The following is a 23,346-nucleotide window of genomic DNA, read 5'->3' as shown; positions in this document are numbered from 1 at the left end:
AGGAGATCACTGTGGTTGCCACGTCGAGCCCTGCACTGCTGAAGCGCTGGATCGGCCTCAACCTGCGCCAGCTCCGCGAAGAAGCGGGCAAGGAACGCTCCGAGGTCATGCAGAGGCTCGGCTTGTCACGTGCACAGGTGGGGCACCTCGAGACCGCCGAGCGATTGCCGTCCAAGCCGGTTCTGGAGATCCTGCTCGACTTCTACGGCAAACCCGATCGACTGCCTGACTTCTTGCGGATCGTTGAGGCGGCCCGCAAGGGGAAGAACTGGTGGGACAAGCTCAGCGGTGCCGTTCCGCCCTGGTTCGACCTGTTCCTCGGTTTGGAAGCCGGTGCCGCAGACGTCTTGAGTTTCGATGCCTACGTCATGCCCGGCCTGCTGCAAACCCCGGCCTATGCCGAGGCGGTCATCCGTGCTGATCCGGAGCTCACTGACGAGCAGGTCCAACAGCGTGTGGAGCTGCGCATGGGCCGCCAGAAGATCCTCCACCGCGACGACGATCCCGTCCGGTGGTGGACGGTCATCGACGAGGCAGTGCTCACCCGTCAGCGCGGCAGCACCGAGGTGATGGCCGAACAGCTCGATCACATGATCAAGATGAGCGAGCGGCCCCGCATTGACCTGCAAATCCTGCCGTTGAACGCCGGGGCGCACCTGGCGCAATCCGGCGGCTTCCAGGTCCTGAAGTTTCCTGCCGAAATGGCAGGAGATCCTGGTGTCGTCTACCTGGAAGGGCTGGTCGAAGGCCGCTACTACGACAAGCCCGAAGAGGTCGCACTCTATGAGCGGACGATGACCCGGCTACAGGTGCAAGCCGCGACCCAGGAAGACTCGCGAGCGATCTTGCGCCGAGCTGCACAGGAGGTGCTGAAGTGAAGGAATACCCGCTCGACCTGCCACGGGACGACCAGTTCCAGAAGTCGAGCTACAGCAATGACCACCAGGGGTGCGTCGAAGTCGCCGTCACCACCGACGGTGGCCGCTGGCTGCGGGACACCAAGGACCGCTCCAGGCCAGCCCACTACTTCACGCCGGTCGAATGGCAGGCGTTCCTCGCCGGCGTGAAGGACGGCGAGTTCGACTGACCGTCCCCCACTGCTCGCAAGGGCAGTGAACAGGAAGAAGCCCTCCCGGCCAACCCAGGCGGCTGGGAGGTCTCCTTGTTGTGTGAGCGCCGGCCGGGCCCACAAAGGATGATGCCGTACTCGATCACATAGTGTACTCGGACACGCCCCGGAGCCCGCGAACCGGATCCGGGGAGCAGGGGCTTCTGGGGGCGCTTACCGGCCTTCGCTGCCGGACAGTGTTCCGTTGGCCAGCCTGCGGTTGACCTTGGCGATGTTGGCGTCTAGGGCGTCGTAGAGGGTGATGCCCGCGACTTCGGCGACGCGCGCGGCGTACCAGAACACGTCCCCGAGCTCGTCGGCGATTTCCCGGCGCCCGCTGCTCGGTTACCTTCGTGCTCAAGGCCACCCCCGACGAGGCGCAGCACGTGGAACGCAGTGAACCTCGGCGTGGGCGCAGGCACTGCTTTCCACCAAGCCAGGGCGACCTGCATCACCCTCAGCGAAGATTCGCTACTAGGTGGCTCGCCGTGCCTCGCGAGGAACAGGGCCCTCCAGTGCCACTTCGGCTGGTTCGCTGGGCAGGAAGCCTTCGCCGTTCTTCCAGTGCTTGCTGATGCGGGTCCACCAGGTGACATTGGCGGCAAGGGTGGACTGGGTGTCGAGGGTCCGTGCGCGGTGGTGGCCGGGAACGGGTGGGTGGCGGCGGCGGTGGTGGTGGAGGGCGGTGTGAATCATGCTCGTGTGGGCGAGGGCGTCCGCGGTGTCGTGGTCGTGTCCGTCTGCTCGGGCTCGGATGTAGGTGGTGGCACGAACACGGGCGTCGAGATGAGGGTGAAGGTAAACGAGGACATCCCAGCACTCGATGATGCGGTGGTGGAGGCGTTGGTCGAGTCGGCCGAGGGAGAAGGTGTCCCAGAGGCGGTGGAAGCGAGCAGGCCACCACGCCGGGCGTAGGACCATCACGACTTCGGGGCGGACGGCCACGAGGGCGGCCCACAACGGCGCGAGGCGACCGTAGGCAGCGCGATCGCGGGCCAGCCGAACGGCGGCGGGCACTGTGGTGGCGACCAGGGGTGCGGCCAGGCCGAGGCTGGTGAGGATCGCGCCGACGGCGATGAGGGCCCATTCGACGAGGTACTGGTCGTAGGCAGGCGCGGCGTCAAGCAGCGCGAGGATGAGGTAGGCCAGGCGGTGCAGCAGGTAGAAGCCGATCACGATGACGCCGAGGGCGATCAGACGCAGGCCACGGCGGGTCCAGGGCCGGGTATCGGGGTCTCTTGCCCAGACGTTGGCCAGGATCGCGACGCTGATCGTGGAGGAAAGCATGTAGGCGACGTAGAGGGAGACCGCCGCGGCGGACCAGGGTGCGGCGAGCCAGTCCGAGTCCTGCAGTGCGGCGGCGGCATCGGCGTCGGTGCCGAAGCCCGCGAGTGCCCACCGCAACACCAGGATCGCTCCGAGGATCGCGGTATGGATACGCAGTCGGCGCACCCGCGCACGTCCCGGTTCCCACACCCAGCACAGGAACGCCGAGCGCAGCAGGAACGCGACGCTGATCGCGACGGTGTGCCGCAGAGCGTAGGACCACCGCTCCCCCAGTGCTTCGTCGAGGTGGGGAGTGACGGCGTGCAGTTCCAGGACCAGACTGAAGGCCAGGGTCAGCGCGCAGCCGAGCATGAACGCGGCAGCGGGTCGATTCGTACCGGGTCTGCTCAGGTGCAGGGCCTTGGCGACGACGGCGGCCAGCACGACGGCGATGACCGCCAGTTGGATCGCATCCCTCATTCGGTGGCCGTCCCCGGGTTTTCGAACGCCCCGGTCAGCAGCCGGTTCGGCTCGCGGGCGGCGATGGTCAGCGCACGAGCTCGCCCTGCGGCGCGCCAGATGGCGTAGGCCAAGGTTTCGGCTTCCAGCTCTCGTTGGTCGGGGCGGTGACGACGGTGGGACACCCGGGGCGGTTCCTCAGAGTCGTGGTGCCCGCGCGGCAGGGGCAGTCCTTGGTGGCCGAGCAGGATGTGGGCGAGCTCGTGCAGGACAGCGTTCTCCTGGTACAGCTCGGAACCGGTGTCATCGACGACGATCAGGTCCAGATCGGGTTCGGCCACCCAGAACGCGGTGGCGCGCACGGCGTGCCGGCTCATCGTCGCGGGCTCGACCATGATCGGACGTCCCCGTGCTCGCGCGACGTCGGCGATGAAGTCAGGCAGCGACCACGGCGAGGGCAGTGTGATCCCTCGTAACACATTGGTGGCCCGGCGCCGCGCGGCGGACAGGTTCAGGCGGGCGGTCATCGATCGGCCCCGCCGTGCCGGCGGGAGCGCAGATCGGAGATCAGCGCGTCGACCGCAGCCAGGTCGGCGTCGTCGAGGTCGGCCAGGCGCCCCAGCAGCTGCGCCCGCCGCTCGGACAACCAGAAGTAGGTCTCCGGCACTCCGAAGAAGGCGCACAACGATTCCATTGTGCGCGGGTCGATGGCTGCACGGCCGTTGCGGATCCCGGTCAACGTCCCGTGCGACACCGGGTGCCCGGCGGCGCTCATACGCCTGGACAACTCCCGCATGCTCAGCCCGGCGAGATTTTCCCGAGCGGTGTAGCCGTCGACCAAGCGCTCGAACTTCGCCGCGAGTCGTTCCTCTGCGGTCATCTTCCCCACCTCGCATCACCCACCTGGGTGACATTCACCCACGCTGTCGTCCAACACGTTGAACACTCATCCGAGTCATGCCTATCGTCCTCACCACGGTGTTCACTACGTTGAACAACTACCGCCTGACAGAGTAGGCGAATTGCCGACTCAATGAAAGACGAACGGATTCATGTCAAACCGCCCTCGAATACCCGTGCCCGATGGGATAGATCATGACCAGTGCCGACCTCACGCCCCTACCCGACGCCGACCTCGCTGAACGGCTTGCCGCCGTACTGGCGCGCGCCGCCGAACTCGAAGCCGAGAATGATCGACTCCGCCACGACGATCTGACGGGATTCTGGCGACGCGGGCCGTGGGGCGTCGCGGCCACTGGTGCGCTGGCGTCGTTCGGCTCCGACGCACTGTTGCTGATCGCCGACCTCGACCACTTCAAGCGACTCAACGACACGCTCGGTCACACCGGTGGCGACATCGTCCTGCGGGAACAGGCCCACCGGTTGCGCGCGTGCCTGGGCCCGGAAGCCGTGCTGGGCAGACTCGGCGGTGACGGCGGCGACGAATTCCTCGCGCTCACCCGCGCGACGCCTTCCCCGCTCGACCAGCTCACCCGCGCGCTGGCTCGGCCCCTGACCATCGCCGCGCGGGTGGTGCCGGTGTCGGCGTCGATCGGCGCGGTGTCGGCCGCGACCCTGCCCGACGAACCGGATCTCAGCCGCATGTTGGGCGCGGCGGACCAAGCGTTGTACGCGGCGAAGTGCGCCGGTCGCGGCACTCACACCACCTACACCCTGCCCGCGCCGCGACACCCCTGACCCAACGCTCCCGACTTCGGGCACACGCCCCCCGACGTGTGCCACCCGGCCTGGGTGACGACGACCCCCGACACCGTCACCTCGCGCCGCCCGCGCCGTTACCTGGGCGGGCGCTGGCCGGGGTGCTCACGGCAGACGCCTCCCTCCAGCGGACTGCCGTGCCCCCGGGGTGGGGACGACCTACGGGAACAGGTCGTCCCCACCCCGCCGACACCCTCGACGATCTGGATGTGCCTCGTGCTCGACCATCGCCAACTGCAGGCCCTCCGGCAGATCCGCACCCTGATCAGCGGGGAGTGGGTGCCCGACATCCTCGTCTGCCTGGCCGCCGGCACGGCGCACTTCAATGAACTGCGTGAGAGGGTCAACGTGCTCAGCGTGCGACGAGGAGCGTCAGCACGGCTGCACGACAGCATCCTCGCCCGGACACTGCGACGGATGGAACGCGATGGCCTCGTCCACCGTGAACGCGAGGTCGGAAGGTTCCCGCCATCAGTGTCCTACCAGCTGACTCCGCTGGGCGCGGCGCTGCTGCACGCTCTCCGTCCCCTCGTGGACTGGGCTGCCGATCACCATGCCGGCGGGTGCGTCTCCTGATGCGGAGCACGGGTTCGTCAGCTGGCCAGCAGCAGCACTGTTACGGCGCCCGCGATCAGTGCGGGGCCCAGTGGTAGCGCGCTATGCCGGGTTCCGCCGGCGAGGATGACCAGGGCGCCGTGCGCGGCGCCGAGCCCCAGGCCAAGCAGCACTCCCCCCACGAGCACGGTCCACCCGGACCAGCCGAGCAGGAGGCCGAGCAGCCCCGCCAGCCGCACATCACCCGCTCCGAGCCCGCCTCGTGAAATCAGCGCGACGGCGAGGAACGCGCTGAACAGCACGACGCTGGCGACGGCGGCACGGCCCAACGAGGCCCAGTCCCCGGCCCGGTGGGCGGCACCCATCAGCAGTGACGTGACCGTTAGCCCGGTCGGGATCAGCAGCCGGTTGGGCAACCTTCTCTCACAAACGTCGATGATGGCCAGCGGCGCGGCTGCCCCGAGGAACACGCTGAAGGCGGCGAGTTCCAGACCCACATCGGTCCGCCAGGCCGCCAGCGCGAACAGCACCGTGGTCGCCACCACCGCCGCAGCCGTCAGCCGTGGACGCCGCAGGTTTTCGCGTGTCGACTCCCGGTGTGCGAGGTGCCGGGCACCTCGATGGAGCAGGAAACCACAACTGGCCCCGAGCCCGGCCCACACGAGGACCGCCCATTCCGCCAACTCCGAACCGATGCGGGGAACACCTCCTCAGACTGGCCTTTCTTCGATCAACACTGAGATCAATTCCTTCACGAAAAGATCCACGAGTTGACAAGGCGCGACTATGTTGACCGGATGTAATGCTCTACTCCGTTCGAGTGATTGTCGAGTCCCCGACTCATATGCGCTTTGATGCGCGTCCTTACTCCTCTTGCGGTTAGTAGGGGAACAGCGGGTAGAGATGTGCTCCATCACCCCTCGTTTCCTTGATCTGGAGGAACTCGTGTCCGCATTCGTCGATCATCGCCGTGGCTATGCCGCGACGACCTCCGCCGCGTTAACCGTTCTCGTTATCGCCGCCTGCACCCACGACACCAGCGAACCGGGCGAGCGCCCCTCGTCGCCGTCGACGAACCCCGGCCCCTCACATTCGTCAGCCACCCCCAGCAGCACGGTCTCACCGTCGCCGGCCGAAGCCGCCGAGGAAGCCGCGTTGGCCACGTACCGCGGGATGTGGGCGGACTTCGCCGCAGCGGGACGGACATCGGACTGGCAGGACCCGGCGTTGACTGTGCACGCCACCGGCCTAGCGCTGCAGACCTTGACCCGGGGGTTGTACGCCGACGCCTACAACGAGGTCGTCCGGCGCGGGGAACCGGTGCTGACGCCGGAGGTGTGGTCGGTGGAACCGCCGGAGGACCCGCGTCAGGTGATCGTGACCGATTGCGGCGACGGCTCGGAGTGGCTGGCCTACACCGAGGCCGGCGAGCCTGTCGACGAGCCCGCTGGCCGGCGGCGGATCAACGCCATCGTGGAACGCCAGGACGGTGGCGAGTGGAAGGTCAGCGACTTCGGGGTGCACGGGGTGGGGACGTGCTGAGCCGTGGTGGCGTTACCCGCTTCGGCCTGATCCTGGGTGCTACCGGGGCGATGCTGTTCACCGGCTCTTCTCGAGCGGAGGCCGATGGGTGGGGTGCCATCGACTGCTGGCAGAACCCCAGCCCAGCCTGTGATCTGGGCGCGGGCAACGGTGGCCGTCCTGAGCTTCCGGGGATCCCACAACCGGAGCGCCCGTCTGGCCCCGGTGGCTCGCCGGGCGGCGGAGGCTCGGCTTCACCACCGCCCGAGGCGGATGACGGGCGGGCCGACTGCGAGTACGTGCGCAGCGACTACGAACCACCCAGCGTCGTCCCCGCCTCCGCCCCGGCCACACCCGCTCCCGGCTCGGTACGCCCGGTTCCGGTCACGCACACCAACGGCATCGCCGACGCCGCACTCGTGCAACAGCAGCAGGAGGGCCCTGAGCCGGGTGCCTGGTACGTGTGGCAGTGCACCGGGGAAGGCTGGGCCGACGCGTTCTACCGTCCGCCGATCTGGATTCCTGATGGCGAGGAACCCGGGCAGGACGCGCTGCCTTCGCCTGCGGAGTTGGCCGCGCTCGCCCGTGACCAACTGCGGCTTCCGTCTCCGGAGGTCCGGCTCAGCCCCGCCGACGAGCAGCTGGTGCACCTGCCGACCTGGTTGTGGTTGACCCCGCCCAGCTGGGGCGAGCAGAGCGCGTCCGCCTCCGTACCGGGAATCTCCGTCACCGCCTTCGCACGTCCTCGCGCGGTGACCTGGACGACGGGTGACGGCGCGACAATCACCTGTGATGGCCCGGGCACCCCGTTTCCCGCCGATGGTGATCCCGAGGCGGCCTCCCCGGACTGCGGTCACGTCTACCGCACCGCCTCGGTTGGTGAACCCGGGGCCGAGTTCGCGGTGACCGCGACCGTGCACTGGACGATCAGCTGGTCCGGCGGCGGCGACAGCGGGACCTTCCCCGAGTTGACCACCGAGACCACTACCTCGGTGCGTGTCGTGGAGTCCCACGCGCTCAACACCGGCTGATCCGCCTCTTCTCGCGGGTTCAGGTGCGGCCCGCAGTCCTCGAGCACGCGCCTGCCTGTGTCCGTCGATGCCGGGACCGTCCGGCCTGGTGAATCCCTTTTTCTGATCGGAGGTTGTTGATGAAAGTGACTAGTCAGACAGCATCCCGGACTCGCCCCGAGTCGATCTCCGCCGACAATGGTGGGCGACGGCGCAGCGGTCCCCACCTCGCCGTGGGTGCGCTGCTGGTGGTGACCTGCACCGCCGGGTCGGTGTGGTTGTGGAGCAACGCCGGTGAACGGCGAGCGGTGTTGGCGATCGCCCGGCCGGTCACCGCCGGGCAGGTCCTGACTGCGGGTGACCTGCGGGAGGTCCGCATCGCCGCCGACGCTGACGTGCACCTCGTCGACGCGGCTGAGGCCGACACCCTCCTGGGTCGGGCACTGGGCACGAGCCTGCCCGCGGGATCGCTGCTGACTCCGGAAGCCGTGAGCGCCAGCCTGGTGCCCGCCGCCGACCACGCGGTGACAGCAGTGGCATTGGACGAGGGCCAGGTGCCCCCAGAGCTGGCGGCAGGGGCGTCAGTGTCGCTAGTCGCCGCACGCGACGAGCACGGCCCGCGGCAGGGGGTGCGGGAGTGGCCGGCGACGGTGCTCGGAGTGGCCGCCCAGGACACCACGTCGACCACTGTGGTCAGTGTCCAACTGCATCCCGACGCGGCCACCCAGGTCGCTGCCCTGCCGGCGGGTGCCGTGTCGATCGTGGTACTTCCGGCAGGAGGTGACCGGTGATGCTCATCGCCCTGGCCAGTGTCAAGGGAAGCCCCGGGGTGACCACGTTCGCCGTGGCCTTGGCAGCGGCATGGCCCAGCCCCGCACGCCGAATGCTTGTTGAAGCCGACCCGTCCGGCGGTGATCTCGGGGTGCGGTTCGGCTTGCCGGCCACTCCCGGGTTGGTCAGCCTCACTGCCGCTGCCCGCACCAGTCGAGACCCGGAGCTGGTGTGGCAGCACGCCTGGCCGCTGCCCACCGGGGTGCCGGCCGTGGCCGGACCGCCCAGCGCCGAGCAGGCGCGGGCCGCGCTGGCCACGTCCCCTCCTACCGTCGACGATCCGGGTCCGCTGGTGCTGGCCGGGAATCAGCTGAACGCGGTGGTGTTCCTTGACTGCGGCCGGCTCGATCCAGGCTCGCCGACGATGCCGTTGATCGCCGTCGCCGACGCACTGCTGATCCTCACCCACGCGCACGCGGACGCCCTGGCCCACCTCGCCGCGCGGTTCGACACGGTCGGCCGCTGGTCGCACCGCCCCGCGCTGCTGCTCGTCGGTGGCGGACACTCCGCCGCCGAGGTGAGGCGTGAGCTCGGCGCACCCGTGCTCACGCACATCCCGCACGATCCGCGCAGCGCCGCCGCGCTGTGCGGGCGCCCAACAAGCCGCCGCCCACGCGTCCGTTCCCCGCTGGCGAGCAGCGCCCGCCAGGTCGCCCGAGCTCTGCTACGCGACGACGAACCAGCACCCGTCCAGCACCCCGGTGGGGAAGACGGAGCCGACACCCGCGCCGCCCTGACAACCGGGAGGTCGTGATGGTGGGTCCCTCAGACATCCGCGCACCCCGCCCCGCCTGGTCGCAAGAAGGCACCAGCCCTCCCCCGGCTGGACAGGGTCCCTCGCCGCTCCCTGCGAGTGGGGCTGCGGTGGACCGATTGCGCCGTCACCTGCGTGTCGAACTCATCGACCGGCTACCGGAGCGGGTCGAGACGCAGCAGCAGCGCACGGGCGCTGTGTCATCACCCCAAGCACAGCGTGTCCTCGCACGAGAGATCCTCGCCGAGGCGATCCGCGAGCACAGCGAGTCGGAGTTGCTGGCCGACCGGCCGTTGGTACCAGCTCAGGTGGAGACCCGGGTCGTCACCGAGGTCCTCGACGAGGTGTTCGGCCTGGCCGGGCTGCAACCCCTGCTGGACGACCCGGACATCGAGACGATCAACGCGAACGCCTACGACCGGGTGTTCGTGCAGTACGCCGACGGCACCCGCGCCCGCGTCGCCCCGATCGCGGAGTCCGACGAGGACCTTGCCGAGCTGGTGCGGCTGTTGTCCGCGCGCACCGGTGCCGAGGAACGTCGCTTCGACCGTGGAGCACCGGCGGTGAATCTGCAACTACCCGGTGGGCAGCGGTTGTTCGCTGTGCTGGGCGTGACCTCCGGCGGAGTGACGTCGCTGTCGATCCGCCGACACCGACACCAGCACGTCGCGCTGGCCGATCTGCGCGCTCAGGGGACCCTCGACGCGGGGCTGGAGGAGTTCCTGCGGGCGGTAGTGCGTGCGAAGAAGAACATCCTGATCACCGGTGGAACCGGGATCGGCAAGACCACTCTGCTGCGAGGGCTGGCCGCCGAGATCCCACCCCGTGAGCGGTTGGTGACCATCGAGGATGCGTTCGAGCTCGGTCTGGACACCGATCCCCGTCACCCCGACGTCACCGCGTTGCAGGCGCGTGAGGCCAACGTTGAGGGCGAGGGGGCCGTCTCACAGGCCGAGCTGGTGCGGTGGGGGCTCCGAATGTCACCCGACCGGGTCATCGTCGGTGAGATTCGCGGCCCTGAGGTCATTCCGATGTGCAACGCCATGTCCCAGGGCAACGACGGCTCGATGGCCACCCTGCACGCCTCCAGCTCGAAGGGGGCGTTCACCCGCCTGGCCTCCTACGCCGCGCAAGGCGTCGAACGGCTGCCCTTGGAGGCAACGAACCTGCTGGTCGCCTCCGCCGTGCACCTCGTGGTTCACCTCGGCCGAACCACCGACCGTGCCACCCGGGTGATCTCCTCGGTGCGTGAAGTCGTCGGTGCCGATGGCCCGCAGGTGTTGTCCAACGAGATCTACCGCCCGGGCCCCGACCGGCGTGCCATCGCCGTGCCCGGAGCGATGACGAACGACACGCTCGATGACCTCGTAGCTGCCGGATTCAGCCCGCACCTTCTCACCCCCGCCGACACGAGTGGGTGGTCGCGGTGAACACGATGACCGTGTTGTCCGCGCTGCTCGGTGTGGCCGCCGGTCTCGGAATGGTCCTGCTCCTGACCGGCTGGCGTGGCACGGACAGCCCACGACGCGGCCCGGCTACGAAGTCACTCGACATCAAGGGAAGTGTGCTGCGGCGACTCGCGGTGGCGGTGGGGGCCGGGTTGGTGGCCGCGGTGAGCACCGGCTGGTTCGCCGCCGGGCTGCTAGCCGGACTGGCCGGCTGGGTCCTGCCCGGTCTTCTTGGTGGTGGCGCGCGCCGACAACAGCGGGTCGCGCGGATCGAGGGCATCGCGACGTGGGCGGAGATGCTGCGCGACACCCTGTCGGCCGCCGCCGGACTCGAACAGGCAATTCTGGCCACCGCCGACCTGGCCCCGCTTCCAGTACGCAGGGAAATCGGCCGACTTGCCGACCGGCTGCGCGCCGGAGACCGACTGGCCCCGGCGTTGCGGCTCCTCGCCGAGGAGCTCGGTGATCCGACCGCGGATCTGGTCGTCGCCTCGCTGATCTCGGCCTCCCGTCAGCAGACCCGCCGGCTTGGGGAGCTGCTCGGGTCCCTGGCCACCGCAGCCCGCGACCAGGTGTCGCTGCGCCTGCGCATCGAGGCCGGACGCGCGCGCACCCGCACTTCGGTGCGCGTCATCGTCGGCACCACGCTGGGATTCGCTCTCGGTCTCGTCGCCCTGAACAGGGACTACCTCACCGCTTACGACACCACCAGCGGCCAACTCGTCCTGCTCGGCATCGGCGGACTGTTCTCCGTAGGGTTCCTCTGGCTGGCCCGCATCGCCACCCTCGTCGAACCCGCCCGCGTTCTCACCCGGACCAACCAGCACGAGACGACAGACGCTCCGGCGGTGGCCTCGTGATCGGCCCGATGTTGCTCGGGGCGGGCCTCGGGCTGGGCCTGGCGATGCTGGTGGTCTGGCTCTTCCCCCCGCGTCCGAGCCTGGCGGCACTGCTGCACCGCTCCGCCCCAGCCAGGCCACCCTCAGTAAGCGCCGAGTTCAGCTGGGTGGGGACGCTCGGTCGTCCGTGGATTCCCCTGTTGTCGCGCGTGCGAATTCCCGGCCCACAAGTCGACGAGGACCTGGCCGTCCTCGACATTCCGCGGATCACGCACCTGGCGGAGAAGGCCGCCCTGAGCGTGCTCGGGCTCCTGCTACCGGGGCTGCTGAGCCTGCTGCTCGCGCTGCTGGACGCGCCCCTGCCCTGGGCTGTACCCGCCGCAGCTGGGCTCGCGTTCGGGATCCTCGGCTGGGTGGTACCGGACCTACGGGTGCGGCGGGACGCGGCGCGGCGACGAGAGGAATTCCGCTATGCCTTGGCCGCCTACCTGGACCTGGTCTGGATCACCCTGGGCGGGGGCGCCGGCGTCGACAGCGCCCTGCACGACTGCGCCGCCATCGGAGACGGCTGGGCATTCACCCGCCTGCGCCGGGCACTAGCGCGCGCCCACCTCACTCGGACCACGCCCTGGGACGCACTCCGACGCCTCGGAGAGGACCTTGCCGTCACCGATCTCGTCGAGTTGGCCGCCACCGTGTCACTGGCCGGGCACGAAGGCGCCCGAGTCCGCACCTCTCTGGCCGCCAAAGCCCAGGCCCTGCGCACCCGCCAACTCACCACGGCCGAAGGGCAGGCGCAGGCCGCCACCGAACGCATGTCCCTGCCGGTGATGGCCCTGTTCCTCGGGTTCCTCGTCTTCATCGGCTACCCCGCCCTGACCCACGTCCTCACCGGACTCTGACCAACCGAAACGGAGACACCCCATGTGACCTACCTGACCACCCTGTTCGGCGACCTGCGCGACCGCTGGCGGTCCCTGCACGACGACAACCCCGAAGGGGGCTACTCCACCGAGACCGTCGTCGTCACCGCGCTGCTGGTGGCACTGGCCATCGCCGTGTTGGCCGTGCTCGCCGTGGCTGTGATGAACCGGGTCACCAGCATCGACTTCGGCGCCTGACCATGAGCACCCCACCCCTGACGTGTCGCCTGCGTCGCCGAACCCGGGAGGCATTGCGCGGCGAACGCGGCGCGGTGTCGTTGGAGCTGATCATCGCCACGCCGCTGCTCATGTTCGTGCTCCTGGTCATCGTGCAAGCTGGCCTGTGGTCGCACGCCACCCACCTCGCTCAGGCCGCCGCCTCCCGTGGCTTGGCCGCCGCCCGCGTCCACCACGGGACCGCGCAACAGGGACACGACGAGGCGGCTCGGCTGCTCGACGCCCTCGGCTCGGCCAGCCTCACCGACATCCGCATCGACATCGACCGCGGCCCCGACACCGCCTCCGCGCACATCACCGGCCACGCCAGCAGCGTCGTGCCCGGGCTGAAACTGCCCGTCCGGGCCACGACCAGCGGGCCGGTCGAACGCCTCACCACGACCCTCGCCCTACCTCGCGAGGAGGCATTCCATGACCACTGACACCCGCACGAAGCAACCTCCTGCTCAGCCGGGGCGAACTCAGCCTCGCCGTTGGTGGCGGGCGGAGGCAGGGGCAGCGGCGGCGGAGGTCACCCTCGTCCTGCCCTTTCTGATCATGCTGTTGCTGTTCACGGCCGTGGTCGTCCATCGGGGTGTGACAGCACGCCTGCGCTTGGACGACGCCGCGCACCAGGCGGCGCGGGCCGCCAGCATCGAACGCAGCGGCCCTGCGGCGCAGGCGGCAGCCCGGTCGGCTGCCGAGGCCACCGTGACCGCGTCGGGTGTGGCCTGCGTGGCGGTGCGCGTCGACGTCGATACCGGTGAGCTCATCCCCGGAGCAACGGTACGAACCCGGGTGGCGTGCCAGGTCGACCTCGGCGACGCGCTGATGCTCGGCGTCCCGGGGACGCGGGAACTCTCGGCGACCGCGTCCGAGGTCGTCGACACCTGGCGCGCCGCCAGGTCGAGCTCGGCGAAGGCACGCCGATGAGCCGGGGGCGACACGCACGGCCAACGTGGTGGGAACGCCTCCGCCATCGGTGGCGATCCTGGTGGGGACGCGAGGATGGGCAGGTGACGGCATTCGTGGTCACCCTCGTCGCCGCGCTTCTCCTCGTGGCAGGTCTCGCGCTCGACGGCGGACTCGCACTCGCCACGAACGTCCGTGCCACCGGCCAAGCGCAGGCCGCGGCCCGTGCCGGCGCTCAGGCCCTGGACCTCACCGCCTACCGCGAGCAGGGCCACGTTCGACTCGACGCGGCGCGGGCCGTAGCCCAGGCGCAGGCCTACCTGCGCGAGATCGACGCCACCGGCACCGTGACCGCCTCCGCTGAGCGGGTGGAGGTCGCCGTCCACGCCACGCACCAGGCTCGGATGCTGTCGTTGGTCGGCATCGGTGAGATCCCCGTGCGGGGCCAGGGCAGCGCCGAGCCCGTGTCCGACGTATCCGCGCCAGGACCGTGAGAACGGGTGAGGGTGCCGGGTGCGCAGGTTCGTCGTAAGAGTTACGGCCGGTGCGGTCGCTGTTGTGGGGCTGGCCGTGCTGCTCATCGGCCTACCCTGGGCGTTGATCGCCGGGATTGGGTGGCCGCTGCCCACGGGGCTTCCGACCTCGGCGGAGTTTCCCGACGTGCTGCGCATGGCGATGACGCCCGCGCTGCTGCTGGACCTGCTGGCTTGCTTGTGCTGGGTCGGCTGGGCCTTCTTCGTCACCTACCTGGGCCGCGGTGCCCTCGACGCGCTGCGCTACAGACGGCTCCACCACAACCCTGGTTCACCAGTGCAGGCGACTGCGACCGTTCTCATCGGGCTGCTCACCCTGGCCCTGTCCGGCGAACGCCTGGACTCGACGTCACCGACCACCCTGGCCGCGACAGTCACAGTCCCCACCACCAGCACGGGCAACCCTGCCGACCACCAGCCCGACCTGCCACCATCGGGGGCCGGGAGAAGCCAGGAAGCAACCAATGCGTCTCATGTTCCGACGACGGTGGTGGTCGAGGCGCCTCGCGACGGCGTGCACGACTCGCTGTGGCGCATCGCGCGTCGCACGCTCGGCGACGGCGCCCGCTGGCCCGACATCTACCACCTCAACCACGGACGCCCCCAACCCAACGGCGGCACGTTCACCGACCCCGGCCTCATCCACCCCGGCCAGGAACTCCTTCTGCCCACCACCCAACCCGCGCCGGCGGAACAAGCCCCAGCGGCGGACGAGCGGACATCCGCGCCACCGAGCACCCCGACGCCGACTGCCTCCCAGCGTCCGACGTCACCAACCAACCCTGCCGTTCCCGAGATAGGACACACCGATTCACCCGCTCAGCGCCCTTCCTCGGGATCGGGACCCTCCATGTTCGTCGGCGCCGCTCTCGCCGCAGCAGTCAGCGCCGCGTTGCTTCTGGCACGGCGACACCGACAGAGCTACCGACCCGGCAGCGGCCGACGGGACCAGTCGCTGCCCGCCGCTCCGGTGGTCTACGACCTGCACCTCGCCCACCTCCGCGAGAGCCAGCCAGCTGACGACGAGCCGCACCCTGATCTGGCCGGCGACCTGCTCGGACCTTCCGAGGTCCCTCCCCCGATCGTCGGACCGGGAACGGGGGGAAACGCAGCCGCTCCCACAGGAGACCCGTCAGCCCTCAGCCTCGGTGCCCGAGAGGGACGGGAGATCGCGGTCGACCTCGCGGTCACTCACGGCCTCGGTCTGATCGGTGATGGGGCACGCGCCGCTCTGCGCGCCGTGCTGGTCACCCTGCTCGCCGCTGCCCCCTCCCCCGGAACACGAATCGTCGTGCCCGCCGAGGACCTCGACGAGCTGCTTGGCAGGACGCACTCCGACCTCAACCGAATACCGAACCTGGACGTCGCCGCCGACCTGGACGCCGCTCTCGACCTGGTCGAGGCCGAGCTCCTGCGTCGCCTGCGCACTCCCACCCCACCAGAGGGATGGCCGTGCCAGGTAATCGTCGCCCGCATCTCCGAAACCGCGACTCGACGGCTGCAGTCGGTACTGGACAACGGCACCAGCCTCGCCGTCGTTGGCCTGCTGCTCGGCCCGTGGCCCGCCGGTGCCACCGTCTACGTCCGTGCCGACGGGTTGGTCACCGCGACCAACCGCGGCCCGGCACGGCGGTTGCTCGACGCCCACATGTTCCACCTTCCCGACACCGCCACCGTCGACTTGCTCAACGTGCTGCAGCACGCCGCACCCGCCACGAACACCGTCCCTGGTTCAGCGGACGCACCCAGCGGGCACGGCGATCCGGCCGCCGGTACCGAGCAGGAACGACTCGGTCTCGACGTGGAAGAGAGCGAAAGCGACCAGCCCGGCCCTTCTCCCTCCGCCAACGCGAGCGAGGCGGGCTTGAGCGAACCCGAGGACCACCTGGAGGTCACGGCCGCGCTCACCGAACCCGATGCGTCCGTTCCCTCCCTGGGGGGCGCGAACTCGATGTCGCCGGCTGTCAACGCCGCAGAAGAGCCTCATTCGCGGGGCACCTCACCAGGTCACATACCTCCCTTGGCGCTGACGATCCTGGGAAAGCTGTCGTTGTGGTGGCATCGCCACCACAACGACTCGGAGGAGGGGATCGTTGACCTCAGCGATGTCGTTCGCCCGCGGCAGTGGGAGCTGCTGACGTTCCTCGCTCTGCACCCCCAGGGCGTTTCCCGAAGCCTGCTCGTACGTACGCTATGGGCTGACGCGCCGCCCCAACGGCCGACCAACGCCCTCAACACCGCTCTCACCAGGCTGCGCAAGACTCTGAGAGAGGCGACCGGCGGACGTGTCGTATCGCCCGTCGTCACCAACGCGGACCGCTACCACCTCGACCCCACAGTGATCAGTGTCGACTACCACGACCTCGCCGAAGCGGTCGTCGCCCGCCGGGAAGCAGTCAGCGACCGCGAACGGCTCGCTGCCGACCGGCACATCATGAGCCGATATCCGGGGCCGCTCGCCGAGGACCTGAACGTCGCCTGGCTCGAACCACTGCGCGAATCCTGTCGGCGCGACGCCCTGGACGCGGTGTCCGCCCTCGCCCGTGCCACCGTCACCCAGGACCCGGCAACGACGTTGGAGCTGCTGGAGACCGCCCGTGCGGCCGACCCTCACAACGAGCTTCTCTACCGCGACATCATGCGCCTGCAAAGCCGCCTGTCCCGCCCAGAGGCGATTCCCCGCACCCTGGCTCTGCTCACCACCAGCCTCGCTGAGATTGACGATGCCCCTACATCGGAGACCCGCGTTCTCGCCGAACAGCTGCAGCACCGCAAGTCCGAGTGACCGCAGAACAGCGCGAGGTCGTTCGCGTCCGGCGAGTCAGACGGGGTCGAGACCGCCGCAGCGGATCGCGTGCGCCCGAGCGATGACCTCCTCGTGACGACGCGCCCACTCCACGAGCACCCCCATCGCGGAGACAAATTCTCGCGCGGCCGGCGTCAAGGCATACGTCACATACGGAGGGAACACCTCTTCTTTCTGCTCCCGCAGCAGAAGACCCTCGTCAGTCAACTTTTTCAACACTTTCGTCAGAATGCTATCGTGCAGGACGGACACTTTCTCCGACCATTCGACACTCAACGGGTACGAGCGAATCGTGGACAGGATTTCCACTCGCCGCAGCGGGCCGGCGGACAGCACCAGGAGCACCGCGGGGACCCACTTGTCCCCGAGCAACGACCGCACCTCATACCAGCGAGTCAGGAACTCCTCGTCGGTCGCCTCCATCGCCACCTCCCCGCACGCCATCCTGAGACTTCACCCACGGCGCCTAGGGCCCCGAGTGGGACGAGTCATCCTGCCCCCGGTACCCGCGCCCCGCCACACGAGCCTCGGCGCCGAGCGCGAACGAGGGATAGCGGCACGTGCGGCGAGGCCCAGCTGGGGTACCGATCGGGGTACCAATCGGGCTGCCCGCTGGAGTGACACCCCCATGCCTCGCCGACACCCCAGGTCACCCCGACGGACGGGGGTACCAGCGGACTCCCAGACTCCTATGCCCACAGGCATGTCAGCACATCGGAACGCCCCGGCCCAGGCAACGACACTTGCACCTCCACCAACCGCCCAGGCCGCGAATTCCACTCCCTCCACCACCCAATCAGAAACAAAGAGAAAGAACCGCATCGACATTCTCGTTTGCCCAATTTCGTCAATGGTGAAGGCCACCACCAGCGACAACGTGAATCCCGCCAACTCATGCAACGAATCGGTCGAACACCGAAACACCAACCGCATTCTGCGAATCGCGACGCAAAGAGTCTTGAAAAACGCGCTTCCTGGCATTGCATCCGTACGGCCATCGAGCTATCTTTGAATTGTCACCGGGAACGGAATAACCCAAAGTGCACCCGGCCTTCCACGGCACACTACTCGCACAATTACAACCACGCGCGAACCCTGGTTAATTATCCCGCCCCTCACTGCCCCAATCCCCCGCCCGTTGTCCCAGCTCACCCCTGCCCAGATTCCCGCCGCATTCCTCACCAACCGCCGCGCCGTCGCTACCTGAAAACGTCCGACCGGAAAGGACCTGTACCCATGGAACCGGTCAACACCATTGACCAGTTGATCAGGGACCTCCACGAATCCGATCCCGAGGCGCCGGTTCGGCTGGCGGCCCCGCCCGGCTTGCCACCCGAGCTCGGCGTCGGCGGTGTCGCTTCCGCCGCGACCAACCACGGCCACGAACCCATTGGCCAACCGTCGTAGACCGCGGCCGGCGACTACCTCGGTTACCCCCACCCCTGCCGTTGTCCCCCTCGGGTGGAAGGGCTGACGCCCCACCCCGGGACCAACGACCGCCGGCCACCACGTCGGCCGGATCAGGAAAGGATTCCCAATGAAGTTGTCAAGCGGTGAAGGTGTCGGGCCGTGAGCTCGTCAGGCCGCTGCGGCTTCGGGTTGCGGCGTGCCGGTCTGGAAGGCGCGGTTGTCGCGGATGAGTGCCCACAACACGTTCAGGCGTCGGCGGGCCAGCGCGAGGACGGCCTGTTTGTGCGCCTTGCCTTCGCGCCTTTTCCTGTCGTAGAAGGCTTTCGACGTCGGGCAACAGCGGGCGGCGACCTGCGCGGACAGGTAGAACATGCGCAGCAGGCGCCGGTTGTAGCGGCGTGGCCGGCGCAGGTTGCCCCGGACTCGTCCGGAGTCCTTGGGCACCGGCGCCAGGCCCGCGACACCGGCCAGCCGGTCGGCGCTGCCGAACGCGGCCATGTCGCCGCCGGTCAGCGCGATGAACTCGGCTCCGAGCAGGGGCCCGACGCCGGGCATGCTCAGGACCGCGACGGCGTGACGGTGTCGGCGAAACCGGCCCTCGATGAGCGCGTCGGTCTCCGCGATCTCGTCATCGAGGGCCATCACCCCCTTGGCGAGCCGGGCCACCATGGCCGCGGCCGTCATCTCTCCGGGGACGGTGGTGAACTGGGCTTCGGCGGCGGCGACTGCGGCGGCGGCGACCGTCGCGCTGTTGCGGACCTTCCGGGCGCGCAGCCAGTCGGCGAGCTGTTCCCGGCCGCGCTCACGCAGTGCGGCGGGGGTCTGGTGGCCGGTGAGCAGGACCAGGGCGGCCTTGGAGGTGCTGTAGTCGAAGGCCCGTTCCAACGCGGGGAAGTACTCCAGCAGTTGGGCGCGCAGCCGGTTGATCGCCCGGGTGCGGTCGGCGGCCAGGTCGTAGCGGCGGGCGGTGAGGATCCGCAACTCCACCGCGATCTCGTCGCCGGCGGTCACCGGGTGCAGGTCACGGCGCATCCGGGCCTGGTCGGCGATGACGAAGGCGTCCTTGGAGTCGCTCTTGCCGTCCCCACGATAGGTGCCGGCGGCGCGGTGGACGGTGCGACCGGGGATGTAGAGCAGCTTCTGTCCGTGGTTGACCAGCAATGCGATCAGCAGCGCGGCCCCGCCGGAGTTCAGGTCGATCGCCCACAGCACGTCCGGGGCCAAAGCCCGTACGTCACCGATCAGCTCCAACAGGTCGGCCTCGTTGTTGGCGACCCGGCGGGAAAGCACCTTCGTGCCGTCGGTATCAATCACCGTGCAGTGGTGCGCGGCCTTGCCCGCGTCCACGCCGGCCCAGAGTTCGGGCACGGCCACCTCCGTCGTCGTTCGTGCGGAACACCCGGCAGACGACCTCGCCGGCACGTCCTTATGCAGCGATCGGTTCGCTCATCCCAATCAGCGGTCGAGTCGTCGCGGGACCTCGGGCGGCCAATCCTTTCAAGCCACACCAACGGCGACCACATGACAGCCACACCCGAAGTCCCCGGGCCCTCCCGATCTTACGACTGACCAGAACAGACCCGACTTAGAAGATAAGGACTGCCCCATGACCACGCCATCCCCACCGTCCGGACCCACCGGCCCCCGGTTGCGCAGCGGTGAACTACGTCGCCTCGTCGCCGAAGCGCTCACCCGGTCCCCGGGCCGCGCCTTCACCCCAGGGGAGGTCGCCCGCACGCTCGGCCGGTCATCGGGTGCCGTCGGTAACGCGCTGACCGTGTTGGCCAGCCGGGGTGAAGCTGAGCAAGTTTCGGACGCGCCCTTGCGGTACCGCGCGACGGCGACCACGGCCGGCGCCGCCACGGCCACTACCCCACCTCCGGCCACGTCGCCGACAAGCCGGAAACGGTCCCGGTCGCCACGCCCACCGGGATCGGCCCAGCCGGCGGCAACGGCGGCGCCCGAGCCAGTGTCGGTGTCGGGTCCGGTGGCACGGCCCAACGGACAGCTCTACCACCCGCGCACCGTGGCGGGCATGCCGGACGTGACCGCGCTGCGAAAGCTGCGCGGGGCCGGGGTATCGGCGTTGTTGTACGGCCCGCCCGGAACGGGCAAGACATCAGTGGTAGAGGCCGCCTTCGGGGACCTGGTGACCGTGCAGGGCGACGGTGACACCACGGTCGCCGACTTGGTCGGCGAGTACACCCAGACCCCCGACGGTCGGTTCGTGTTCGTCCACGGCCCCCTGGTCCGGGCAATGCGTGAGGGCCGGACCCTGTTCATCGACGACGCCACCCTGATCCCGCCGACCGTACTCGCCGTGGTTTACCCCGCCATGGACGGCCGCCGTCAGATCGTGATCAAAGCCAACGGCGGGGAAACCGTCGACGCCGCCCCCGGCTTCTACACCGTCGCCGGGCACAACCCCGGGGTACACGGCGCGGTGTTGTCCGACGCGTTGGCGTCCCGGTTTTCGGTGCAGATCCAGGTCTCCACCGACTACGACCTGGCCACCCAGCTCAAGATCGACGCCCGGGCCGTGCGCGCCGCCCGCAACCTCGCCAACCGGCAGGCCGCCGGGGAAATCGGTTGGGCGCCGCAACTGCGCGAGTTGATCTCGTTTCACAAGATCGCGGACGTGCTCGGCGTCGACGCCGCCGCCGGGAACCTCATCGGGTCCGCGCCCGAAGAGGACCGCGACACCGTGGCTTCGGTGGTGTGCGGCGTGTTCGGCAAGACCCTCGCCCCCCTGTCCCTCGGGCGCCGCATCTGACCCCCGCCCCCACCACATCCGGAAGGACCCGCGCCATGCCCTCGCACCTGATCACCGACCCGACCGCGACCGGAACCGCCGTGTTTCCCGCCGCCCCCGGTTGGATGGCCCTGTCGGCCGCCATGACCGCCGAGGTCCCGGTGATCGCCGAACGCGACGACCTTGTCGTCACCATCGCGCCCGGCGCCGGTCACGGTGCTCCGGCGTGCTACCTACGGGCCCAAGCGTCAATCGAGGTCGACGGCACCCACCTCGGCGCCGTTGACCCCGCCACCGCCCGCCCACACCTGGTCAGCGACCGCACCCGGTACGCCACCGTGTGGGGGTTGCTCACCCACGAATGCGCGCACGCCCGCCACAGCGCCTGGCACCCACCGGACGGCGCGCCCCCCGGGGCCGTCATGGCCGCCCAGTTGTTGGAGGAGCCCCGCATCGAAGCCGCCCAGATATTGCGGCGCCCCCGCGACTGGCACTGGTTGCGGGCCTCGGTAACCAACATCATCCTGAACGACATGCGCGCCGCCGACCCCGCGCATGACCCCACGATGAGCCGGCATAACGCCGCCAAGGCCGCCGCTCTACTGCTGGCACGGGTTCCCGCCGGGGTCCTCACCCCCATCGAGGTTCGCCCCGTCCGCCGCACGGTCGAAACCATCCTCGGCAAGGAGGTCCTGTACCAGTTGCGCTCGGTATGGAACCTGATATTCGACGTCGCCGACGACGACGGCGAGACCATGATCGAGTTGGGCCGTCGGTGGTGCGAGATTCTTGGCGAGGACCCCACCGCGCGCACGCCACCCGCCCCCGGGACCTCCGCCCCCCACGCGCCGGGTACCCCGGGTGGCGAAACCGCCACCGACGGGCCCACACCGCTGTCGGACGCGATCACGGAGGCAGTCGGAAAGATCACGCGCGCCGTGGCCCGGGCGGAGGCCCCGGCCGAACCCACCACACGCGCCGCCCGTGCCACCAAGCCCGCCACCGACGGGACAGCCGAGAAGGTCGCCCAGCGGGTATTCGCCGCCCCCGGCGGCACGACGGACCGGCACACGCGCCTGACCGGCACCCGTCCCCCGACCACCACCGAACGCACCGCCGCTCGCACGCTGGCACGGGCGCTGAGCACGGCCGGCACCCGTGATCGGGTGGCCTCGAAGACAACCTCGGCCGTTCCGCCGGGCCGGTTGCGGATGCGCGGCGCACTGGCCGCCGCCGCCCAACGTGCTGCCGGGGCCATCCCCACCGCTGAGCCGTTCACCCGCACCACCCGCACCACCGTGCCGACCCCGCCGCTGCGACTGGGCATCGCCTGTGACGTGTCCGGGTCGATGTACGCCTTCGCCGCGCCGGTCGCCTCCGCCGCTTGGATCCTCGCCCACGCCGCCCACCACACCCGAGTACCCGCCACCACGGCCACCGTGATCTTCGGTGAGCACGTACGCCCGATCACCCACCCCGGCACGGCACCCGCCGCCGTCACCCAATTCGACACCCGGGACGACTGGGAAGCCATCGACGTCGCTATCCCCGCACTTGACGGGGCCCTCGGCTTGTCAAGGCCCGACGCCGCCCGCCTCCTCGTGATCATCTCCGACGGCAAGTACCGGGACCAGCCACGCCGGGATGGCCAACGGCACCTCGACCGCTTGCGCGCAACAGGTTGCGGCGTCCTGTGGCTGGCTACCGGCACCTACGACGCCCCCCTCGATGGCGCCACCGTCCACGTCATGACGAACCCCATCAACACGGCGCAAGCGATCGGGCGCGCCGCGACCAAGGCCTTGCGAGCCACACGGTGACCACCCGGACGGCGGGGCGGCCGAACGGCGTCCCGCCGCGTCCGGCCTCGTCGGGACCGACCACACGGGTCCCCTCGAGGCCGCATTCCGACAGGGTCGGAGCGTGTTCGGTGCCACCGGGTCCATCAGCGAGGACGGCCACACCCTTGCCCATCGCCGGAATGAACCTGGCCCCGACGGGCGCTAGGACCAGCCGCACGGCAACGCCCCGACTACTCGGGTGCGCCCCATCACCGCAGCCGCGCCGCGCCGTCGTACGCCATCTCGTCCGGGTCCCGACCTACTCACCGTGGAACACGAGCGCTATCGGCGTCACCGGGCCGCGATCACTGCGGGGTAGTTGATGAGGTCAACTTCCTGCTGGGTCCGCAGGGAATAGCCGCCGACCTCCATGCTTGGTAACGACCAGCTCAAAGGTCAGGGTTCACGTTGGTCGCCCCGCAGCTGAGGGGTGAGCCTCGCTC

26 protein-coding genes are annotated in these 23,346 nt (G+C 69.5%); 19 read left to right on the top strand and 7 right to left on the bottom strand.

Annotated elements, in window-relative coordinates; all coding sequences use genetic code 11:
• Positions 1-11 precede the first annotated feature (11 nt).
• Together ACOJVX_RS06745 and ACOJVX_RS06740 are read left to right on the top strand one after the other, a co-directional pair.
• Entirely contained in the window at positions 12-878 is an 867-nt protein-coding gene (locus ACOJVX_RS06745; protein WP_418153418.1) for a helix-turn-helix domain-containing protein, read from the top strand.
• A complete protein-coding gene (locus ACOJVX_RS06740; RefSeq protein ID WP_418153417.1) occupies positions 875-1,087 on the top strand; it encodes a DUF397 domain-containing protein in 213 nt (70 codons plus the stop codon). Before ACOJVX_RS06745 ends, ACOJVX_RS06740 begins: the two co-directional genes overlap by 4 nt.
• 195 nt (positions 1,088-1,282) lie before the next feature.
• Here ACOJVX_RS06740 and ACOJVX_RS06735 read toward each other — a convergent pair whose 3' ends face one another.
• The 4 genes from ACOJVX_RS06735 to ACOJVX_RS06720 all read right to left on the bottom strand — a co-directional run bounded on the left by ACOJVX_RS06735 (position 1,283) and on the right by ACOJVX_RS06720 (position 3,713).
• Positions 1,283-1,432 (bottom strand): MazG nucleotide pyrophosphohydrolase domain-containing protein, encoded by a 150-nt coding sequence (locus tag ACOJVX_RS06735; RefSeq protein ID WP_418153432.1) that lies wholly within the window; start codon positions 1,430-1,432, stop codon positions 1,283-1,285.
• A 150-nt stretch (positions 1,433-1,582) separates the two neighbouring features.
• Positions 1,583-2,854 (bottom strand): MAB_1171c family putative transporter, encoded by a 1,272-nt coding sequence (locus ACOJVX_RS06730; protein ID WP_422647338.1) that lies wholly within the window; start codon positions 2,852-2,854, stop codon positions 1,583-1,585.
• Positions 2,851-3,360: an ImmA/IrrE family metallo-endopeptidase gene (locus ACOJVX_RS06725; protein ID WP_418153415.1), complete on the bottom strand. Its 510-nt coding sequence runs from the start codon at positions 3,358-3,360 to the stop codon at positions 2,851-2,853. Before ACOJVX_RS06725 ends, ACOJVX_RS06730 begins: the two co-directional genes overlap by 4 nt.
• A complete protein-coding gene (locus ACOJVX_RS06720; RefSeq protein ID WP_418153414.1) occupies positions 3,357-3,713 on the bottom strand; it encodes a helix-turn-helix domain-containing protein in 357 nt (118 codons plus the stop codon). The genes ACOJVX_RS06725 and ACOJVX_RS06720 overlap by 4 nt, the downstream gene beginning before the upstream one ends.
• Before the next feature lie 215 nt (positions 3,714-3,928).
• On the opposite strand from ACOJVX_RS06720, the gene ACOJVX_RS06715 reads away from it, so the two are divergent.
• Positions 3,929-4,531 carry a diguanylate cyclase domain-containing protein gene (locus tag ACOJVX_RS06715; RefSeq protein WP_418153413.1) on the top strand — a complete coding sequence of 201 codons (603 nt, stop codon included), beginning with the start codon at positions 3,929-3,931 and terminating at the stop codon, positions 4,529-4,531.
• A gap of 54 nt (positions 4,532-4,585) precedes the next feature.
• The gene (locus tag ACOJVX_RS06710) at positions 4,586-5,128 is read left to right on the top strand and encodes a winged helix-turn-helix transcriptional regulator (RefSeq protein WP_418153412.1); all 543 of its coding nucleotides are present in this window, start codon (positions 4,586-4,588) and stop codon (positions 5,126-5,128) included.
• Positions 5,129-5,145: 17 nt separating this feature from the next.
• On the opposite strand, the gene ACOJVX_RS06705 is transcribed toward ACOJVX_RS06710, so the two are convergent.
• Entirely contained in the window at positions 5,146-5,652 is a 507-nt protein-coding gene (locus tag ACOJVX_RS06705; RefSeq protein ID WP_418153411.1) for a prepilin peptidase, read from the bottom strand.
• 610 nt (positions 5,653-6,262) lie between these two features.
• Here ACOJVX_RS06705 and ACOJVX_RS06700 point away from each other — a divergent pair.
• From ACOJVX_RS06700 to ACOJVX_RS06645, 12 genes are all read left to right on the top strand, one after another.
• The gene (locus ACOJVX_RS06700; RefSeq protein ID WP_418153410.1) at positions 6,263-6,649 is read left to right on the top strand and encodes a hypothetical protein; all 387 of its coding nucleotides are present in this window, start codon (positions 6,263-6,265) and stop codon (positions 6,647-6,649) included.
• Between the two features lie 278 nt (positions 6,650-6,927).
• Positions 6,928-7,659: a hypothetical protein gene (locus tag ACOJVX_RS06695; RefSeq protein ID WP_422647337.1), complete on the top strand. Its 732-nt coding sequence runs from the start codon at positions 6,928-6,930 to the stop codon at positions 7,657-7,659.
• 119 nt (positions 7,660-7,778) lie between these two features.
• Positions 7,779-8,429: an SAF domain-containing protein gene (locus ACOJVX_RS06690; RefSeq protein ID WP_418153408.1), complete on the top strand. Its 651-nt coding sequence runs from the start codon at positions 7,779-7,781 to the stop codon at positions 8,427-8,429.
• Positions 8,429-9,223 (top strand): chromosome partitioning protein, encoded by a 795-nt coding sequence (locus ACOJVX_RS06685; RefSeq protein WP_422647336.1) that lies wholly within the window; start codon positions 8,429-8,431, stop codon positions 9,221-9,223. Before ACOJVX_RS06690 ends, ACOJVX_RS06685 begins: the two co-directional genes overlap by 1 nt.
• A 110-nt stretch (positions 9,224-9,333) precedes the next feature.
• Positions 9,334-10,653, top strand: a complete 1,320-nt coding sequence (locus ACOJVX_RS06680; protein ID WP_418153406.1) for a CpaF family protein — start codon at positions 9,334-9,336, stop codon at positions 10,651-10,653.
• Between the two features lie 5 nt (positions 10,654-10,658).
• On the top strand, positions 10,659-11,531 hold the full coding sequence (locus ACOJVX_RS06675) for a type II secretion system F family protein (RefSeq protein WP_418153431.1): 873 nt from the start codon (positions 10,659-10,661) through the stop codon (positions 11,529-11,531).
• On the top strand, positions 11,528-12,412 hold the full coding sequence (locus tag ACOJVX_RS06670; protein ID WP_422647335.1) for a type II secretion system F family protein: 885 nt from the start codon (positions 11,528-11,530) through the stop codon (positions 12,410-12,412). Before ACOJVX_RS06675 ends, ACOJVX_RS06670 begins: the two co-directional genes overlap by 4 nt.
• Before the next feature lie 24 nt (positions 12,413-12,436).
• Complete coding sequence (locus tag ACOJVX_RS06665; protein ID WP_418153404.1) at positions 12,437-12,631, top strand: hypothetical protein; 195 nt, start codon at positions 12,437-12,439, stop codon at positions 12,629-12,631.
• Between the two features lie 2 nt (positions 12,632-12,633).
• Complete coding sequence (locus ACOJVX_RS06660; protein ID WP_418153403.1) at positions 12,634-13,092, top strand: TadE family protein; 459 nt, start codon at positions 12,634-12,636, stop codon at positions 13,090-13,092.
• Positions 13,082-13,582, top strand: coding sequence for a TadE/TadG family type IV pilus assembly protein (locus ACOJVX_RS06655; RefSeq protein ID WP_418153402.1), 501 nt, complete (start codon positions 13,082-13,084; stop codon positions 13,580-13,582). The genes ACOJVX_RS06660 and ACOJVX_RS06655 overlap by 11 nt, the downstream gene beginning before the upstream one ends.
• A gap of 83 nt (positions 13,583-13,665) precedes the next feature.
• Positions 13,666-14,055, top strand: a complete 390-nt coding sequence (locus ACOJVX_RS06650; protein WP_418153401.1) for a hypothetical protein — start codon at positions 13,666-13,668, stop codon at positions 14,053-14,055.
• Positions 14,056-14,074: 19 nt separating this feature from the next.
• Entirely contained in the window at positions 14,075-16,879 is a 2,805-nt protein-coding gene (locus ACOJVX_RS06645; protein ID WP_422647334.1) for a transcriptional regulator, read from the top strand.
• A gap of 36 nt (positions 16,880-16,915) precedes the next feature.
• Here ACOJVX_RS06645 and ACOJVX_RS06640 read toward each other — a convergent pair whose 3' ends face one another.
• Complete coding sequence (locus ACOJVX_RS06640) at positions 16,916-17,323, bottom strand: winged helix-turn-helix transcriptional regulator (protein ID WP_418153398.1); 408 nt, start codon at positions 17,321-17,323, stop codon at positions 16,916-16,918.
• Between the two features lie 813 nt (positions 17,324-18,136).
• Between ACOJVX_RS06640 and ACOJVX_RS06635 the strand changes: the two genes are divergently transcribed.
• On the top strand, positions 18,137-18,307 hold the full coding sequence (locus ACOJVX_RS06635) for a hypothetical protein (protein ID WP_422647333.1): 171 nt from the start codon (positions 18,137-18,139) through the stop codon (positions 18,305-18,307).
• 171 nt (positions 18,308-18,478) lie between these two features.
• Here the strand turns inward: ACOJVX_RS06635 and ACOJVX_RS06630 are convergent, their stop codons facing one another.
• Entirely contained in the window at positions 18,479-19,684 is a 1,206-nt protein-coding gene (locus ACOJVX_RS06630) for an IS110 family transposase (RefSeq protein WP_035274619.1), read from the bottom strand.
• Positions 19,685-20,345: 661 nt separating this feature from the next.
• Between ACOJVX_RS06630 and ACOJVX_RS06625 the strand changes: the two genes are divergently transcribed.
• Both ACOJVX_RS06625 and ACOJVX_RS06620 read left to right on the top strand, forming a co-directional pair.
• A complete protein-coding gene (locus ACOJVX_RS06625) occupies positions 20,346-21,083 on the top strand; it encodes an AAA family ATPase (RefSeq protein WP_422647332.1) in 738 nt (245 codons plus the stop codon).
• A 35-nt stretch (positions 21,084-21,118) separates the two neighbouring features.
• A complete protein-coding gene (locus tag ACOJVX_RS06620; protein WP_422647331.1) occupies positions 21,119-22,882 on the top strand; it encodes a hypothetical protein in 1,764 nt (587 codons plus the stop codon).
• The last annotated feature ends 464 nt before the right edge of the window (positions 22,883-23,346 follow it).

Origin of the sequence: Actinoalloteichus caeruleus (assembly GCF_049311605.1) — a bacterium.
Taxonomy (GTDB): domain Bacteria; phylum Actinomycetota; class Actinomycetes; order Mycobacteriales; family Pseudonocardiaceae; genus Actinoalloteichus_B; species Actinoalloteichus_B caeruleus.
Note: the sequence above shows the minus strand (reverse complement) of the source record. Positions and strands in the feature narration are given on the sequence as shown.

Bases quoted from the DNA above. Each gene is read 5' to 3' on its own strand.
- ACOJVX_RS06685 (WP_422647336.1), top strand. From the start codon at position 8,429: ATGCTCATCGCCCTGGCCAGTGTCAAGGGAAGCCCCGGGGTGACCACG.
- ACOJVX_RS06725 (WP_418153415.1), bottom strand. From the start codon at position 3,360: ATGACCGCCCGCCTGAACCTGTCCGCCGCGCGGCGCCGGGCCACCAAT.
- ACOJVX_RS06675 (WP_418153431.1), top strand. From the start codon at position 10,659: ATGACCGTGTTGTCCGCGCTGCTCGGTGTGGCCGCCGGTCTCGGAATG.
- ACOJVX_RS06625 (WP_422647332.1), top strand. From the start codon at position 20,346: ATGCCGGACGTGACCGCGCTGCGAAAGCTGCGCGGGGCCGGGGTATCG.
- ACOJVX_RS06730 (WP_422647338.1), bottom strand. From the start codon at position 2,854: ATGAGGGATGCGATCCAACTGGCGGTCATCGCCGTCGTGCTGGCCGCC.
- ACOJVX_RS06715 (WP_418153413.1), top strand. From the start codon at position 3,929: ATGACCAGTGCCGACCTCACGCCCCTACCCGACGCCGACCTCGCTGAA.
- ACOJVX_RS06660 (WP_418153403.1), top strand. From the start codon at position 12,634: ATGAGCACCCCACCCCTGACGTGTCGCCTGCGTCGCCGAACCCGGGAG.
- ACOJVX_RS06620 (WP_422647331.1), top strand. From the start codon at position 21,119: ATGCCCTCGCACCTGATCACCGACCCGACCGCGACCGGAACCGCCGTG.
- ACOJVX_RS06635 (WP_422647333.1), top strand. From the start codon at position 18,137: ATGGAACCGGTCAACACCATTGACCAGTTGATCAGGGACCTCCACGAA.
- ACOJVX_RS06720 (WP_418153414.1), bottom strand. From the start codon at position 3,713: ATGACCGCAGAGGAACGACTCGCGGCGAAGTTCGAGCGCTTGGTCGAC.
- ACOJVX_RS06690 (WP_418153408.1), top strand. From the start codon at position 7,779: ATGAAAGTGACTAGTCAGACAGCATCCCGGACTCGCCCCGAGTCGATC.
- ACOJVX_RS06655 (WP_418153402.1), top strand. From the start codon at position 13,082: ATGACCACTGACACCCGCACGAAGCAACCTCCTGCTCAGCCGGGGCGA.
- ACOJVX_RS06640 (WP_418153398.1), bottom strand. From the start codon at position 17,323: ATGGAGGCGACCGACGAGGAGTTCCTGACTCGCTGGTATGAGGTGCGG.